This is a genomic window from Tuberibacillus sp. Marseille-P3662 (assembly GCF_900178005.1).
Lineage (GTDB): Bacteria > Bacillota > Bacilli > Bacillales > Sporolactobacillaceae > Marseille-P3662.
In genome coordinates this window covers 531,460-547,626 of sequence record NZ_FXBS01000006.1, presented here as the reverse complement: position 1 = coordinate 547,626, position 16,167 = coordinate 531,460, and the positions used below count along the sequence as shown (strand labels likewise).

Genomic DNA, 16,167 nt, shown 5'->3' with positions numbered 1-16,167 from the left:
AAAAAGCCAAAGCCAAGACAATGCTTGACTTTGACTTTGTAAAATGACCCTGCTTATTGCTTGTTACTCTCGTCATCAACATCTTCATAATCAGCATCAACAACATTGTCATCTTGACTATCGTTACCGTCTTGACTTTCCTGTGCTTGCTGTTGAGCTTGCTCATAAAGCTTAACTGACAGCTGTTGAACGACTTCTTGGAGTTCATCTCTAGCTGTTTTGATGGCGTCAAGATCGTCCCCTTCAAGGGCCGTCTTCAGTTTTTCTTTAGCATCTTCCGCTTTTTGCTTTTCTTCATCAGTGACTTGCTCACCAAGATCTTTGATTGTTTTATCTGTCGTGAATACGAGTTGGTCACTCTCATTACGGACTTCAGCTTCTTCGCGGCGCTTCTTGTCTTCTTCAGCGTTCTCTTCCGCTTCATTAACCATACGCTCAATTTCATCATCTTCTAAACCAGAAGAGGATTTGATTGTAATAGACTGCTCTTTGTTTGTTCCTTTATCTTTGGCTTTAACATTCACGATACCATTTGCATCGATTTCGAAGCTCACTTCAATTTGTGGAACGCCACGAGGTGCTGGCGGAATATCCGTCAATTGGAAACGACCAAGCGTTTTGTTATCGGCTGCCATTTCTCTTTCACCTTGAAGAACGTGAATATCAACAGATGTTTGATTATCGGCCGCAGTCGAAAAGACCTGTGATTGACTGGTCGGAATGGTCGTATTCCGTTCAATTAATTTCGTGGAAACACCACCCATTGTTTCAATACCAAGGGATAACGGTGTTACGTCCAAGAGAACAACATCTTTAACGTCACCGGCAAGCACCCCTGCTTGAATGGCTGCACCCAGCGCAACAACTTCATCAGGATTGACACCTTTGTGTGGATCTTGGCCTGTTAACTTCTTGATCGCATCTTGAACCGCTGGAATCCGTGTCGAACCACCGACAAGAATGACTTTATTAATGTCGCTTGCTGACATATCAGCATCTTTAAGCGCTTGACGCGTTGGTCCCATCGTTTTTTCAACGAGATGAGAAGAGAGTTCTTCAAATTTAGCGCGTGTCAAATTGACTTCCAAGTGTTTCGGTCCTTCAGCATCAGCTGTTAGGAACGGCAAGGAGATTTGCGTTTGAGTAACACCGGAAAGATCCTTTTTCGCTTTTTCAGCGGCATCTTTCATCCGTTGCAGTGCCATTTTATCATTGGATAAGTCAATGCCATTTTCGTTCTTGAATTGTTGAACAAGGTGGTCGATGATAACTTGGTCGAAATCATCTCCGCCTAATTGGTTATCACCGGCCGTTGAACGAACTTCGAAAAGACCATCGCCAAGCTCAAGAACCGATACGTCAAATGTGCCGCCACCAAGGTCGTAAACAAGGATAGTTTGGTCTTCATCTTCTTTATCAAGGCCATAAGCAAGAGAAGCAGCTGTTGGCTCATTAATAATTCGATCAACTTCTAGTCCTGCGATTTTACCAGCATCTTTTGTTGCCTGACGTTGAGAATCGTTGAAATAAGCTGGAACAGTAATAACGGCATTAGTTACTTCGTCACCTAAGTATGCCTCAGCATCGGATTTTAGCTTTTGCAAAATGATGGCTGAAAGTTCTTGAGGTGTGTATTCTTTGCCCTCAATATCAACTTTATAATCTGTACCCATGTGGCGCTTAATCGAAATAATTGTATTAGGATTAGTGATCGCTTGACGCTTGGCCACTTCACCTACTTGGCGTTCACCATTTTTAAAAGCCACAACAGATGGTGTTGTGCGGCTTCCTTCCGCATTAGGAATAACGGTTGGTTCTCCACCTTCCATAACTGCTACACATGAATTCGTTGTTCCTAAATCAATTCCGATAACCTTACTCATTTTATAAAGTACCTCCTATGTTTTCTATTCAATTTATTGATAAATGATTATGAGCTCACTTTCACCATAGCTGGACGAACAACACGTCCGTTTAATGTATAACCTTTTTGCAAGACTTCAGCAACAGTATTTGATTCGAGTTCGTCGCTATCAACTTGCATGACGGCTTGATGAACGTTAGGATCAAATGGTTGATTCAAAGCTTCAATGACTTCAACGCCCTCTTTTTCTAGCGCTTCCTTCAATTGTTTGTAAACCATGTCCATTCCTTGTTTTAAGGATTGTTCACTATCATTAATCTCTTCGGTTTCTAAAGCACGCTCAAAATTATCCATCACGGGCAATAAGTCTTCCACAAGCTTTTGCGAACGGTATTTTCGCTCTTGTTCTTTTTCATCTTTTGTCCGCCTTTTAAAATTATCATAATCAGCTTGAACTCTCAAAAGGCGATTTTTCAATGATTCATTTTCCTGTTGCTGCTCTTTTAAAGCTGCATTTTTTTCTTCTATAAGCGCCTGATGATCAGCTTGTTCTGAAACAGGCTCGTCCTCTTCAACAAGTTCAGCTTCAACCGGTTCAGCTATTTCATCATGATCATGATTTTCTTCTATATTCTCAGGATTGTTCACTGTATCTTGATTTGCATCCTGGTTTGCCACGCCATCCACCTCCATTTAAATTCCACGCTTCTATCATTGACTTGTTCAATCATTCTGATACCGTTGTGACAATAAATTGGATAACCCATTTGACACCACATCAAGCAGTGTGACGACACGTGGATATGTCATCCGTGTCGGCCCAAGGACAGCCACCGTCCCCATATGCTCTCCTCCAATGGTATATGTCGCAGTGATGACACTGCAGTCCTTGAGCGGCAGAAGGTCATTTTCATGACCTATCTTAATATGCATACCATCGGAAGCAGGGCGAAGCAACTCTTGAGCAAATGTTTTGTTTTCTAAAGCATTGAGTAACGGCAACACCTTGTCTATATCTTGAAATTCTGGTTGTGACAGAATATTCATCTTACCGCCGTAATAAATCTTATCAATGGACTGTTGACCTAAGGCATCCTCTACCATTGAAAGTGCTTTTTGATAATAATGAAATTGATGGCTTAAAACATGTTGTAGCTCGGTTCGAACTCGAACCTGCAATTGGTATAACGGCGTTCCTTGGAGATGCCTATTTAAAATATTAACGATTTTCTCTAAATCACTGTATTGAATCCCCTCTGGAACGGTCATTGTCCGATTTTCCACATGCCCGGTATCCGTCACAACAATCATGACCGCCGTATCCTCACGAATACTAATAATCTGAATATGTTTCAGTTTGGTATCGAGCAGCTCAGGACCCATGACAATGGATGTGTAATTGGAAAACTCCGATAAGATTCCCGCCGTTTCCTGAATCAGTTGTTCAAATTCAACAAAGTGATCGGCCAACGCATGTTTAATGTTATAGACTTCTTTTTGGCTCAGCAAAGCCGGGGATAACAAGTGATCAACATAATAGCGATACCCTTTTTCCGATGGTACACGACCTGAAGAACTGTGAGTTTTTTCAATGAAACCCATGTCTTCCAAATCAGCTAAATCATTTCGGATTGTTGCTGAACTGTGATTGACGTTATTACGTTTGGAAATCGTGCGCGATCCCACCGGCTCAGCCGTTTGAATATAGTCATCAACCAATAATTGAAAGAGAAAAAGCTGACGTTCTGTCAACATCCCCATCACCTCTGTTAGCACTCGACGTAGGTGAGTGCTAAGTCTAATCTAAAATTTATCAATCTTCCTCGCGTTTGTCAACGCATATGTTTTATCCTAAAAATGCTTGAAAGACTTCGTTGCCGAGAAAGATACCATTGTGGGTTAATGCGAGGAAATGATCGGTCTCATAAAGGAGTCCCCGATGTTTAAGATCATTAATCTCACGTCCATAGAGCTCATGGACCGTTCTGTCATATTTATGATAGAAATTGTGTTTATTAACGCCTTGGATTTTCCTTAATCCCAAAAACATTTCCTCTTCAATCTGCTCTTGTTGACTTACAGGATGATGGCTGACCATGGATGTCCCCTGCTCCTGAACTAACCTCAAAAAGCTTCTCATGGGTCCAGCGTTAACGGTGCGTTCACCTTCAAGGTATCCATGGGCGCCAGCACCGAATCCGAAATATTCATCATTATTCCAATAGATTAGATTATGACGACTTTCAAAGCCTGATTTTGAAAAATTGCTGATCTCATATTGGTGAAATCCCTTGTCCTGAAGCCGACTAATAATCGTCTCATACATTTCCGCCTCAATTTCTTCGGCTGGGAGTTTCAGTTTCCCTTTTCTCATCCGATTATAGAAAATAGTTCGTGGCTCCACTTGTAGTGAATAAATGGATATATGGGCCGGATCAAGCGCTAGCGCTTGATCGATTGAAGTTTCCAAATCTTGCTCAGTTTGTCCAGGTAATCCAAACATGAGGTCAACGGAAATGTTTGTAAGACCCATTGATTTCGCCAATTCAATGCCCTGTGTCGCACCAGCGGAAGTATGAGCACGTCCAATAGATTGCAGCAGTGAATCGTTAAATGTTTGCACACCGACGCTTAATCGATTGACGCCCCACTTTTTCATTAACTTTAATTTTTCTTCTGTCATATTTTCCGGATTCGCTTCCACGGTAAATTCTTGAATACCCGGATGAAGCAAATGGTTGTTAATGGTTTTAAGTAATGTCTCAAACTGATCATGATCTAAGGCCGTCGGTGTACCACCGCCAAGAAAAATCGTTTCCATGTCTTCAGCGCCATATTGATTGACAGTTGTTTTAATTTCTGTTTCCAAACTTTCAAGGTATTCATCCACGGGCTGATATTGGATGAAAAATTTATTGAAGTCGCAATAATAACAAATATGTTCACAAAATGGAATGTGCAAGTAAGCACCTTTCACCATAGGTTTTCCCAACCTTTACTTATTTTCATCGATACGGAGGACAGACATAAACGCTTCTTGCGGAATATCGACTTTCCCCACGGTCTTCATCCGTTTCTTACCTTCTTTTTGCTTTTCAAGCAGTTTCCGTTTACGGGTAATGTCTCCCCCGTAACACTTCGACAACACATTCTTCTTTAACGCTTTAATCGTGGTACGAGCGATAATTTTCTGTCCAATAGCTGCTTGAATCGGCACTTCAAATTGCTGACGTGGAATGATTTCCTTTAACTTTTCCGCAACTCCTTTGCCTCGTTCAAAAGCAAAATCACGATGAACAATGACAGATAAGGCATCAACTCTGTCGCCGTTAATCAAAATATCCATTTTTACCAAATTGGAATCTTTATAACCCAACACCTCATAGTCTAGCGAAGCATAGCCTTTCGTATGTGACTTCAGGTTATCAAAGAAATCAAAGACAATCTCAGATAAAGGAATGTGATAGATGACATTAACACGGTTATCATCTAAATATTCCATATTAACGAAATCCCCGCGCTTTCCTTGACAGAGCTCCATAACAGGACCGACATAATCATTCGGCGTCATGATCGTCGCCGTCACATAAGGTTCTTCAACTTTATCAATATCTTTGGGGTCTGGCATTTGTGATGGATTATCAATCTCGATATAAGTGCCATCTGTTTTGGTTACTTTATAAATGACACTTGGTGCAGTCGTAATTAAACCAATCCCAAATTCACGCTCAATCCGCTCCTGAAGTACTTCCATATGCAGAAGCCCTAAGAAACCGCAACGGAAACCAAAACCAAGTGCGTCTGAGCTTTCCGGCTCATATTGCAGCGATGAATCATTCAATTCTAACCGTTCCAGTGCCTCGCGTAAGTCATTATAATTGTTACTATCAGTTGGATATAGTCCACAGAACACCATCGGCGTCATCGGGCGGTAGCCCGGTAAGCGCTCAGCAGTTGGACGCTCCGCACTCGTAATCGTGTCACCGACTTTGGTATCTTTGACGTTTTTAATAGACGCCATTAAAAATCCGACATCACCAACAGTTAGCTCATCCTTTGACACAGGCTTCGGTGTAAAAACACCAAGCTCAGCAACCTCAAACACTTTATCGTTTGCCATCATTTTAATATGATCTCCGGCTTTGACCGTACCCTCGGTTATACGGATATAAGTGATGACACCGCGATAGGGATCATAGACCGAGTCAAAGATGAGGGCTTTCAGCGGAGCTTCAGGATCCCCTTGAGGTTCCGGCACTTGTTTAACAATAGCATCAAGTACGTCCTCAATACCGATGCCAGATTTGGCCGATGTCAAAATCGCATCGGAACCATCAATTCCGATCACATCTTCAATTTCCTGTTTGACGCGATCAGGCTCGGCCGCAGGCAAATCAACCTTATTAATCACCGGAATAATTTCTAAATCATTCTCAAGCGCTAAATAAACGTTCGCTAACGTCTGCGCTTCAATGCCTTGCGCTGCATCAACGATTAACAACGCCCCTTCACACGCCGCCAAACTCCGGGAAACCTCATAAGAAAAATCGACGTGCCCCGGGGTGTCGATTAAGTGAAAAATATACTCCTCGCCATCCTTTGCTTTATGCAACAACTGAACAGCGTTTAATTTAATCGTTATACCGCGTTCCCGTTCTAGATCCATCGCATCGAGCATCTGATCCTGCATCTCACGTTTTGTCAAAGCACTCGTTGACTCCAAAATCCGGTCAGCCAACGTCGACTTCCCATGATCAATATGCGCGATAATCGAAAAATTTCGTATCCGCTTCTGCCGCTCTTGCTTGCTTTCAGACACTATGTACTCACTCCCGTCTATCTATACCCAGATTATAGCACGCAATAACATCACACTCAATTGAGTGTGATGTTATTGCTCTGAGGAATTTCTCTTATCAACTGAAGAAATTCTGAACCGCTAGGAACACACCCTTACTCAGTGTTCCTTTATCCAAAATAATCAATTATGTGTGAGTGGGTTGCTCTGAGGAATTTCTCTTATCAACTGAAGAAATTCCGCAAAAAGTTGACTGTCCCATGCTTGTCCCATTCTGTAATATTTCTGTCCTGTAAATTAACAAGCTTGTCTCAAAAAATCACAGTGCTGTCCCAATACTGTCCCAGAAGGTTCGTTGTCCCGTATTGGTCCCAAAAAGAAACAAACTTGTCCCGTACTGCAATAATCCCGTCTCACAAAACAATAAATGAGGAACGCACTTGTCCCATAAAACACGTTCATCCATGATTAGAACCTATAATTAAACAAAATAACGCAAAACATCCTGTGGCCCGATTAGACCTTCTCGCCGCACTCCTTTGTCTTGGAAACCTGCTTTTAAATATAAATGTTTAGCAACACGATTTCTTTGATTCACCACAAGAACGATTTCATATTTAGCCGGAAAATGTTCTCTTACAAACGATGGTAACTGTTTCATCGCTTTCATAGCATGACCTTGACCCTGATATTCATAATTAACGGATAATGCTCGAATGAGAACCGCATGCTCAATATCAATAATACCTCGAATGCCTTCACCCAAATGTAATACGAAGAAACCTATTGGATACTGATCCGACAAAATAACGACTGGATATTGTTCATGATCTTCCGCACACTTAATAAGGGCTTCAGCTGGTAATGCTGTGAATCGCTTCTGTTCATTAGGGAGATAAAATTGACGTAAAGCCGCCTCATGTTGCGGTTGACAAAAACATAACTCTATCATAGAAAACGCCTCAATTCATAAGGTTTATTCGAATATAAACCTTTACGTCAAGTTAATGTCAATAACCAACTGTTTAGCTCAAGAGGAATTCTATAATATTCATCGAACAACAAATAAGGGGAGGTTATTAATATGGACTATTATTTTCAAATTATGAAACAACAACAAGCAGAAACCATTGCTCACAGCTGGCACTATGACGGCATCTATTCATTTTACGATATTGAAGCCGATCAAGAAGATTTCGAGGCATTTATAGACCCTGAGCAACGAGGTGAATCCACATTTGCGGTCTATGACGATGACAATGTGATTGGTTATTTTAGTTTTAACAGCGTTGATGCAAGCACGGTTGACATAGGCTTGGGAATGAGGCCTGATTTGACAGGACAAGGCAACGGTCTTGCGTTTATAAAAACCGGCATGAAATATGCCCAAGCTCATTACACACCCCAAATCCTCACATTGTCCGTCGCCACCTTCAACAAAAGAGCGATTAAGGTGTATAAAAAAGCTGGGTTTGAAGCTGTCGGTACGTTTATTCAAGCAACAAACGGCAGCCGATTTGAATTCCTAAAAATGGCCTATAATTGTTATTAGCCCTGCTCCGAACAAATTCAAAATTAGACTCTTTCTGACCATAACTTGGCTTATGATCCTCGGAATTTTGCTGTTGCTTCTTGACCACTCGACGCTCACCCAGAGACAGGTAGGTAAATTGTCAAACCACCACCATCAAGTGCCCTCGCTCCACCGAATAATAAATGGAATAAGCCAAAGTGCGCATAGAGGCAACAAAAATCCGAACGATGATTGAACGTTTTTCATAAATCCGTTTGGATTTTCTTAATATATGGGCTTACACCTGAATTAGCGAAAGAAACATACGGAGACTCTTGGGGGAGCAGAGGCCTAGATGAGACCCTAGAGTGCGAAGGATGATCAACTAAATTCGTCACGTCCTGTGACAACGCTGATCCTACCCACATCCTGTGGGCATGAGGAGGCTCATCGGCCGCCCCCGGAAAGCAGAGTATTTTTCTGTAGAGATGCTTAAGTCTTATCCCAATATCATACAAATATATTCCAGCCATTATTCGGCTTTCATTTATATGATTTGCGTTTTGGCCCAGACTCTTCACAGATCTACTCATCATCCTCGAGCACATATTCATTCCTCCCGGCACCGAGCCCGGAGATGAGCAGTAACACGCTAACAACCAAAAGCGTCACTAAAGGAGCAACCCATGAATGGGTCCAATCATACAAAGATCCAATCAATAAGGGGCCAACAGCAGCGAGTAAATAGCCAATGGATTGCGCCATACCTGAGAGTTCAGAAGCTTGACTGGCGGTTCTAGCCCGTAGTCCAAAGAAAGTTAATGACAAACTGATACTGGCCCCTTGGCATAATCCAAGACAAATGACCCAAAGGACGACGAAAGACATGTCCGTATCGAAAAGCAACCCACCAAACCCGACAAAATAAAACACACTAATGACAGCAACCATCCCGCGTTGGCCGGATAATCGACCGGCGAGCAGCGGTGTTAGAAAGTTGGCAGGCAAACTAACAAATTGGGAAAGGGATAACATCCAACCTGCTTTAGCAACGGCCATACCCTGATCATGCAAAAGTTCAGGTAGCCAAGCAACGGTGACATAAAATGCAAAAGATTGTAATCCCATAAATAACGTCACTTGCCAAGCTAATCCCGATCGCCATATGCGACCATTCGTCGGTGTGACTGCTTTTTTATTCCTCGTTTGTCTGCCACGTATGATTTGCGGTATCCAAATGATAATCGCAATTATCGCTAATAGACTCCACAGAATAAGGGTCACTTGCCAGCCCAAACCAAGCCCCTGAGAAATCGGAACGCTAAGACCGGATGCAAGCGCCGCCCATGTCCCCATCGATGTGGAATAGACACTCGTCATGAGACCGACCTTGTTGGAAAATCGCTCTTTAATCAAACCCGGCAACAAAACATTACACGCTGCAATCCCGCAGCCAACTAAGAGTGTACCAATAAATAGCGCTGTTACAGAACCGGATGAACGAAGCCATATTCCAGCACATAAGATCATTAAGCTAACAAATAAGACACGTTCATTCCCATAGGTTTGACTTAATTTAGGTGCTAACGGTGAGAGCACAGCAAAAGCAAGCAAAGGGATGGTTGTGATTAAACCGACGACACCATGGGAAAGCAACAAGTCTCCCTGGATAGACTCAACCAGAGGACCAACCGATGTAATCGCCGGTCTTAAATTCGCTGCGATAAAAACAATGCCCAAGACAAGTATGATACTCCGGGTCATAACTGAAGATGTTCTCTTTTTATAATCAGCTTGCATAACATTGCCCTCACTAAATAAAAATTAGCCGGTCACCAAACCGGCTAATACAATATTAACAAACCTTTACTATTTAGTCTTATAATATAGCATGAATCACTTTGCCGAACAATTCCGATGTCAATGCCAATCCTTGTCCTAATAATCCTTTCAGGCCATCAGATAACGTCTTGCCCAAGTCTCCATATGGATTGGCACTTTGGATGTTCTCCATTTTAGCCAATCGTTCATCCAAACTTTTGGAATGCTTAGCCACTTCATGCATCTTTGCTTTATCTTTCTCAAAAAAATCAACATTAAAATCTATAGCTTGGTTATTCCGATCTTTCACCGCACTCATATCCAACATCTGTTGTTTTGCAAACATCATGCCGCCAATCACACACATAAACAATACGGTGACTAATATGCCGAACTTAACCATCCATCCCATATCAACACCACCTGCTTAGGTCTCTAGCAACAGCCTGTCCACGTTCAAGCTGCTCTATAACAATAAATCTATGCTTGTCCACCTAAGGTTATGTCCATTAATGAGTGAAAAATCCAGTATTATCTTGATCAACACTCGCGTGCAACGCAGCATTCAGACCACCTGCAAGGACATTGGCCATATCCTCCATGAACATATCAACTTCTTTTGGTGTAACAACTAAGTTATGTCCTGTTGGCCCGAGTACTTCTTTAATCAACCGGCGTTTTTCCTCTTCAGGCAACGTTCCCACCATTCCTAAGAATGACTCGCGATTTTCAACCGGCGGTAGATCTTCTTCTGTATATTTTGTTCTTTCTCCAAACGTCATTCCGGATGGTGTCAGTGCGTTTGCGGGCTTATCACCTTCACTAAGTTCTCTTCCTAAATGTTTTAGAATAAAATCGATTGTATCACTCGCAACCGTAACAGCATCAACGACTGTTGGAATACCAATGGCAATGACTGGAATTCCAAGTGTCTCCATACTCAACTCTTTACGCTCATTATTAACACCTGACCCCGGGTGAATACCGGTATCAGCAATTTGAATCGTTGTATTGACCCGTTCAATTGAACGTGATGCCAGTGCATCAACCGCGATTACAAAATCTGGATTTGTTTTCTCGATTACACCAAAAATCGTATCACTCGTTTCAATCCCTGTGTTACCCATCACGTTAGGTGCCAACGCACTTACCGGTCGGAATCCATCTTTAACCCGACTTGGTTGTAACTTAAATAAATGCTTCGTAACGAGTAAATTGTTGACAGTAAAAGGGCCTAGCGCATCCGGTGTAACCTTGTCATTCCCCAAACCAACGATTAAACAACTCGCATCTTTGGATATGTCTAAATCCTCTAAAAAACGGGCAAAAGTATCAGCAAACACACGCTCAACTGTTTGTTGCAGTTCGGTATCTTGCTTGCGAATCCCTTGAACTTCGTAGGTTAAATAGTGACCGGGCTTTTTTCCTAACTGCTCAGCACCTTTCTTATCAACAGCCATTTTCGTGAAATGAATACCTTCAATGTCCTTTTCCGTTATTTCAATTCCGGGAATGGATTTACCCTTATCTTCATCTTTTTCCACAATCATTTCTCGAGCTTCAACCGCCAAATCCGTTCGCATACTGTATTGCTGCATATCTAAGTCTTTAGCCACAACCGTACACTCCTTTAACAAACGTCCTTTGTTATAAATTGACCCATTTTCCATGATTTCATTCATATTGCAAATCACCATATGCTTTGATACAATACAGTTTGTTGATGAATGTCCATAAGGAGGTGAATGACATGCCAAATATTAAATCTGCAGAGCGCCGGGTTAGAAAAAGCGAAAGCAACCGTGAAGAAAATCAGGAAGTTAAAGTCGCCATGCGTACATCGATTAAAAAATTTAACGCACTTGTTGAAGAAGGCGACGTTGCTAACGCAAAAGATGCATACACAACAGCTTTTAAGCGTATTGATAAAGCCGTTAAAAAAGGTGTCGTTCAAAAAAATAAAGCTGCACGTGAAAAATCTCGTTTGTCAAAACAACTTAATGAATTGACCGCATAATAAAAAGGGTGCCCAAAAGCTTAATTGCTCAAGGGTCACCCTTTTTTATTGGCTATGTTAAAGGTCATTGTTGCTTTTTGTCCTTCGTTGATTGAGAGGAAGGCGTTCGAGGTTCGGAACACTTAAATTTAGTGTGTTCCTCAACGCCGCTTACTCAAGAAGCCTTTACTAGAGTCCTGCGGGCCTACGTCCTATGACAACGCTGATCCTACCCACATCAATCCACACCAAAAAGCAAAAATCGCTTTTCGGGGACCCCGGGTGTGGGCATGAGGATGCTGAAGCGTTGCCCGCGGAAAGCGAACGCCTGGAGCGGAAATCAACAGTCACGTTTAACAAAGCCTTTTTACTACGCCTTTCTTGATTGAAGTGATGCAAGTTGATGAATACACAATTCTAAACCAAGGTGTTTATCAACTAAACCCTTTTTCATTCGATAATCTGTCTCCGTGCATAGATCCAATGCTCGTGTTAGCAATTCGCTGTTGAAGCGTCGAGATTGATTTGAAGCCACCTTAATCGCATACGGATGGACACTTAGTTTCTGTGCGATTTGCTGCTGACTGTACCCCGTTGGTAAATACAAGCTCACTTGAAAAGCTAAACGAAATTGCCTGGCAATTAGGGCCAATAACCGAATAGGCTCTTGTTTTTGTTTAAACATATCATCTAATATTTGATAGGCTGCTTTTAAATCTTTGCTCATAACCCTATCAACCAGTTCAAATACATTTTGTTCAAGTGAACGAGGGGTCAACTGACTGACAACATCGGGCGTAATAGGCTGCTGGCCATCACAATATAAAGCCAGTTTTTTAACTTCACTGACTAACATCTCCATATCGCTGCCCACAATCGACGTCAATTGATCATGTGCTTCTTTTGTATACGTTGTGTCATAACCGTCACTAATATCTTTAAGAATGTCAAACATCAGCTGATCCGTTATCTTATTCATTTCCAAAACATTGGCCGTATTTTGTAATTGTTTGACAAGTTTTTTTCGCTTATCTAATTTTTCGAAGCTCGCTGTAATAATTAAAACAGTATCGGGGGACGGGGACTCAAGGTAATGCATCAACGTCTTCTCATCATGTTCCACAGACAATTTTTTTTGTTGGTTTGTCAAAAAAACAGGATTTTCAAGCACAACGACTCTTTTATCGCCCATGAACGGTAAAGTGTTCGCATCTTCAACAGCCGTTTGCACAGCGTTTGTTTCCATATCATAAACGGACAAATTAAAGTCTCGTTCAGCCTCAGGAACAGCTTGATCCGTAATTTTTTTAGTAAGTAATTGTATAAGATAAGTATGTTTGCCATACAACAAATATATGGAAGATAATGGTTGGCTTATGGTTAAATCTTTTTTAGTCAGTTCCAATGAACATCACCTCTTACATAAGCCACTTTACCCGAATTTTAATTTTATAACAAGTGAAGGGCCAGCGACGCGGCCAGCCCCCCAAAATTTATATCAACGCTGATTACCAAAGCCTAGGACATTTGCTAAACAGCGATATCTTGCTGCATTTGTTATACTATCCTATGCAGTGAAAAACTATGGGTGACAACACTTGTCAGTAAGGAAAAAATTCTGGAAATATGGATTTTTCTTAGCAAATGAATTATACTAAAATAGAAGTAGGAGGGATGCAGATATGAACGAATTCGAAAAAGATGTCCAAGATAAAGACAATGACTTTGTTCATGCTTTAAATGGTTTTACCTTTTCCTTCGGATTTTTCACGATTATTTTCATCATTGGCATTGTTTTCCGTGAATTTGTATTGTAGTAAGGTACATAAAAAGCGACTGCTTCCCATGCAGTCGCTTTTTTCTCTGACATTATGGCACGGCGGTGTTAATACTCCGGATATGACCGTGAGCAAATCTCAGTCTAACAGCCCCATCACGATCGGTGCGTAACACGTGAACGCCTTGCTTTTGTAGACGCTCTATGACTTCTTTTGAAGGATGACCATATAAATTATGGCGGCCAACAGATATAATGGCTAACTTTGGGTTTATAGTCTTTAAAAATGCTGTCGATGTCGATGTTTTACTGCCATGATGCCCGACCTTTAGGACATCAGCCTTGATCTGACGTCGTGATGCTAATAACTTCTGTTCACCCTTTTTCTCCAAATCACCTGTAAACAACCACTTCATTCCAGCAATCTGTGCGCGAATCACCAATGAACGATCATTATCACTAAACCCTTGACCCAATGATGCGATAAATGAAAAGACAATATGACCCATTTGTAACTGATCACCTGCACTTACCGTTTTCAGTTGAACACCAGCCTTCTTCGCTTGCTCAAAAACCTTCATTTGTCCATCCAAAGCCTTGTAATGTTGACTAATTACAAGGGTCTCAACAGAAATCTGTTCCAGTAACGCCCCCAATGCACCTGTATGATCATAATCCGGATGGGATAAAATAACATAATCCAAATGGTTAATCCCAAGTCCCTTAAGTTCCGGTACTAAGATATCTTCCCCTACATTGAAAGGATCACGTCTTTTTTTCCAATCAGGTTCTGAATATGGAAGCGTACCTCCCGTATCGATTAAAATATTGCCCTGATTGTGCGGCACTTGGATTAAAATCGCATCACCTTGTCCAACATCAATGAATGTAATCTGACCTTCTGGCGACAATAGGTGTATCAAAATAATCAATCCGAATAAACACGAAGTAGCTAACAATGGTAAGATCATTGTTAACAGTCGGTTAAACCGATCCCAAAGAACAAGGGCAATATAAACACTTCCAATCATTATAACGAGAACAACTAATGATGGTTGCCCAAACGTCAATTGGAAAACCGGATCTTGAATAGCCAATAACAGATCATGAAGCGGTGTGACCACCCCCTGAAGCATGACCACAACAAGATGCTGCAACGGAGGGATAAAACCCAAACCTACAATCATTAACGCCATTGGCAGCACAAACAGGGTTATAAACGGAATAAATAATAAGTTAAGCAGATAACTTAACAACGATATTTCATAAAAGTGGAAGACTAAAATAGGAAGAGCCACCGCCTGGGAAATTGACGTGATCACAAAGCTTTTCATCATTGTTGATTTATACCGGTGATCTATGATAGGGGCAGAAATTATTATCGCAAAAGTCACTAAAAATGATAATTGGAAACCAACATTAAAAATCATATCTGGGTTTATCACAGTAAGAAATAGAAAAACCATACACAGAACGTCAAAAGGGGTCCAACGAAGTGAGAGTATTTTAACCATTAGCAATGATCCAAACATCAAAGAGGCGCGTAAAACAGATGGACTGAATCCTGTTAGAATAACGTAGATCGGCAACAAGACACATAAAATGAGTGCCGCATGTTGCTTAATAACCCCTAATCGGAGCATCCCGAAATAGATTATACCGATCATAATGCCGACATGAAGACCTGAAACAGCTAATAAATGGATGAGCCCGGATGACTGATAGGCTTGCAAAACATCAGGATCAAACGTTTCTCTATAGCCAAATATTAATGCATTCACAACACCGGCAATATCTGCTGGTAATGCATCAGATACTTTTAAAATTGACTGATAACGCATTTGTTTTATTGTGGTTATAAGATTGGAGTGGTTGTCCCGACATTTCGGTGGATGATCACCCGACAGCAACCAATAAATTTCTTGGTGCTGCAAGTAGTCAGGATAGTGAAAGGCTTGAAAATTGGTTGGTGGTCGAGGCTTTTCCAAGGTTCCGTGCATTTGGCAAATCAAACCTGGCGTCAATTGTTGACGAAGACGCTGTTTCTCATCTTGACTTCTAATTGTATAATTGTATTTCATACGCTCACCGGTATCACGATCAATGGCAACCGCTGACAGACGGTCACCGTCAATCAACGGCTGCATGAGGATAACATCAAACAACTGTTGTTTCGGGCGAAGCTTTGACTGTTCATTTAAATCATAAGCAATAAAAAGGTGGGATAGGATGAAGGTCGTCAAGAATACAGTGGCAAGAATCCCCCTGCTTTGCCTCGCCAATACAATCGATACAAGCATCACAAGAAGGAGCATGAGCATGAATGATCCATTAACAGAAATGGCCGCGCAAATAACGGCCAATGTCATTATGAACAATCGCTGTGACTTTCCCATTT

The 16,167-nt window shown here is 41.5% G+C and carries 14 protein-coding genes; 3 read left to right on the top strand and 11 right to left on the bottom strand.

The annotated features are described in order from the left end of the window. Window positions 1–53: 53 nt before the first annotated feature. The 6 genes from dnaK to B9Y89_RS11180 all read right to left on the bottom strand — a co-directional run bounded on the left by dnaK (window position 54) and on the right by B9Y89_RS11180 (window position 7,614). Window positions 54–1,883: a molecular chaperone DnaK gene (gene dnaK / locus B9Y89_RS11205; RefSeq protein WP_085523317.1), complete on the bottom strand. Its 1,830-nt coding sequence runs from the start codon at window positions 1,881–1,883 to the stop codon at window positions 54–56. Window positions 1,884–1,930: 47 nt separating this feature from the next. After that, window positions 1,931–2,542, bottom strand: a complete 612-nt coding sequence (gene grpE / locus B9Y89_RS11200; RefSeq protein ID WP_303393579.1) for a nucleotide exchange factor GrpE — start codon at window positions 2,540–2,542, stop codon at window positions 1,931–1,933. Window positions 2,543–2,587: 45 nt separating this feature from the next. After that, complete coding sequence (gene hrcA / locus B9Y89_RS11195; RefSeq protein ID WP_085523315.1) at window positions 2,588–3,619, bottom strand: heat-inducible transcriptional repressor HrcA; 1,032 nt, start codon at window positions 3,617–3,619, stop codon at window positions 2,588–2,590. A 91-nt stretch (window positions 3,620–3,710) separates the two neighbouring features. Then, complete coding sequence (gene hemW / locus B9Y89_RS11190) at window positions 3,711–4,841, bottom strand: radical SAM family heme chaperone HemW (RefSeq protein WP_085524707.1); 1,131 nt, start codon at window positions 4,839–4,841, stop codon at window positions 3,711–3,713. 18 nt (window positions 4,842–4,859) lie between these two features. Further along, a complete protein-coding gene (lepA, locus tag B9Y89_RS11185; protein ID WP_441351476.1) occupies window positions 4,860–6,683 on the bottom strand; it encodes a translation elongation factor 4 in 1,824 nt (607 codons plus the stop codon). A gap of 460 nt (window positions 6,684–7,143) precedes the next feature. Beyond that, complete coding sequence (locus B9Y89_RS11180; RefSeq protein WP_085523313.1) at window positions 7,144–7,614, bottom strand: GNAT family N-acetyltransferase; 471 nt, start codon at window positions 7,612–7,614, stop codon at window positions 7,144–7,146. Window positions 7,615–7,746: 132 nt separating this feature from the next. Here B9Y89_RS11180 and B9Y89_RS11175 point away from each other — a divergent pair, with 132 nt between their 5' ends. After that, window positions 7,747–8,214, top strand: a complete 468-nt coding sequence (locus B9Y89_RS11175; protein WP_085523312.1) for a GNAT family N-acetyltransferase — start codon at window positions 7,747–7,749, stop codon at window positions 8,212–8,214. A gap of 546 nt (window positions 8,215–8,760) precedes the next feature. Here B9Y89_RS11175 and B9Y89_RS11165 read toward each other — a convergent pair. From B9Y89_RS11165 to gpr, 3 genes are all read right to left on the bottom strand, one after another. Continuing rightward, complete coding sequence (locus tag B9Y89_RS11165) at window positions 8,761–9,975, bottom strand: CynX/NimT family MFS transporter (RefSeq protein WP_085523310.1); 1,215 nt, start codon at window positions 9,973–9,975, stop codon at window positions 8,761–8,763. Between the two features lie 79 nt (window positions 9,976–10,054). After that, a complete protein-coding gene (locus B9Y89_RS11160; RefSeq protein ID WP_085523309.1) occupies window positions 10,055–10,408 on the bottom strand; it encodes a DUF3679 domain-containing protein in 354 nt (117 codons plus the stop codon). Between the two features lie 97 nt (window positions 10,409–10,505). Next, window positions 10,506–11,612 (bottom strand): GPR endopeptidase, encoded by a 1,107-nt coding sequence (gene gpr / locus B9Y89_RS11155; RefSeq protein WP_085524706.1) that lies wholly within the window; start codon window positions 11,610–11,612, stop codon window positions 10,506–10,508. 134 nt (window positions 11,613–11,746) lie between these two features. On the opposite strand from gpr, the gene rpsT reads away from it, so the two are divergent. After that, the gene (gene rpsT, locus B9Y89_RS11150) at window positions 11,747–12,013 is read left to right on the top strand and encodes a 30S ribosomal protein S20 (protein WP_085523308.1); all 267 of its coding nucleotides are present in this window, start codon (window positions 11,747–11,749) and stop codon (window positions 12,011–12,013) included. Window positions 12,014–12,362: 349 nt separating this feature from the next. Here the strand turns inward: rpsT and holA are convergent, their stop codons facing one another. After that, entirely contained in the window at window positions 12,363–13,397 is a 1,035-nt protein-coding gene (gene holA / locus B9Y89_RS11145) for a DNA polymerase III subunit delta (RefSeq protein ID WP_085523307.1), read from the bottom strand. A 277-nt stretch (window positions 13,398–13,674) separates the two neighbouring features. Here holA and B9Y89_RS11140 point away from each other — a divergent pair, with 277 nt between their 5' ends. Continuing rightward, window positions 13,675–13,809, top strand: coding sequence for a YqzM family protein (locus B9Y89_RS11140; RefSeq protein ID WP_085523306.1), 135 nt, complete (start codon window positions 13,675–13,677; stop codon window positions 13,807–13,809). A gap of 52 nt (window positions 13,810–13,861) precedes the next feature. Here the strand turns inward: B9Y89_RS11140 and B9Y89_RS11135 are convergent, their stop codons facing one another. Next, window positions 13,862–16,165 carry a DNA internalization-related competence protein ComEC/Rec2 gene (locus B9Y89_RS11135; protein WP_085523305.1) on the bottom strand — a complete coding sequence of 768 codons (2,304 nt, stop codon included), beginning with the start codon at window positions 16,163–16,165 and terminating at the stop codon, window positions 13,862–13,864. Between the last annotated feature and the right edge of the window lie 2 nt (window positions 16,166–16,167).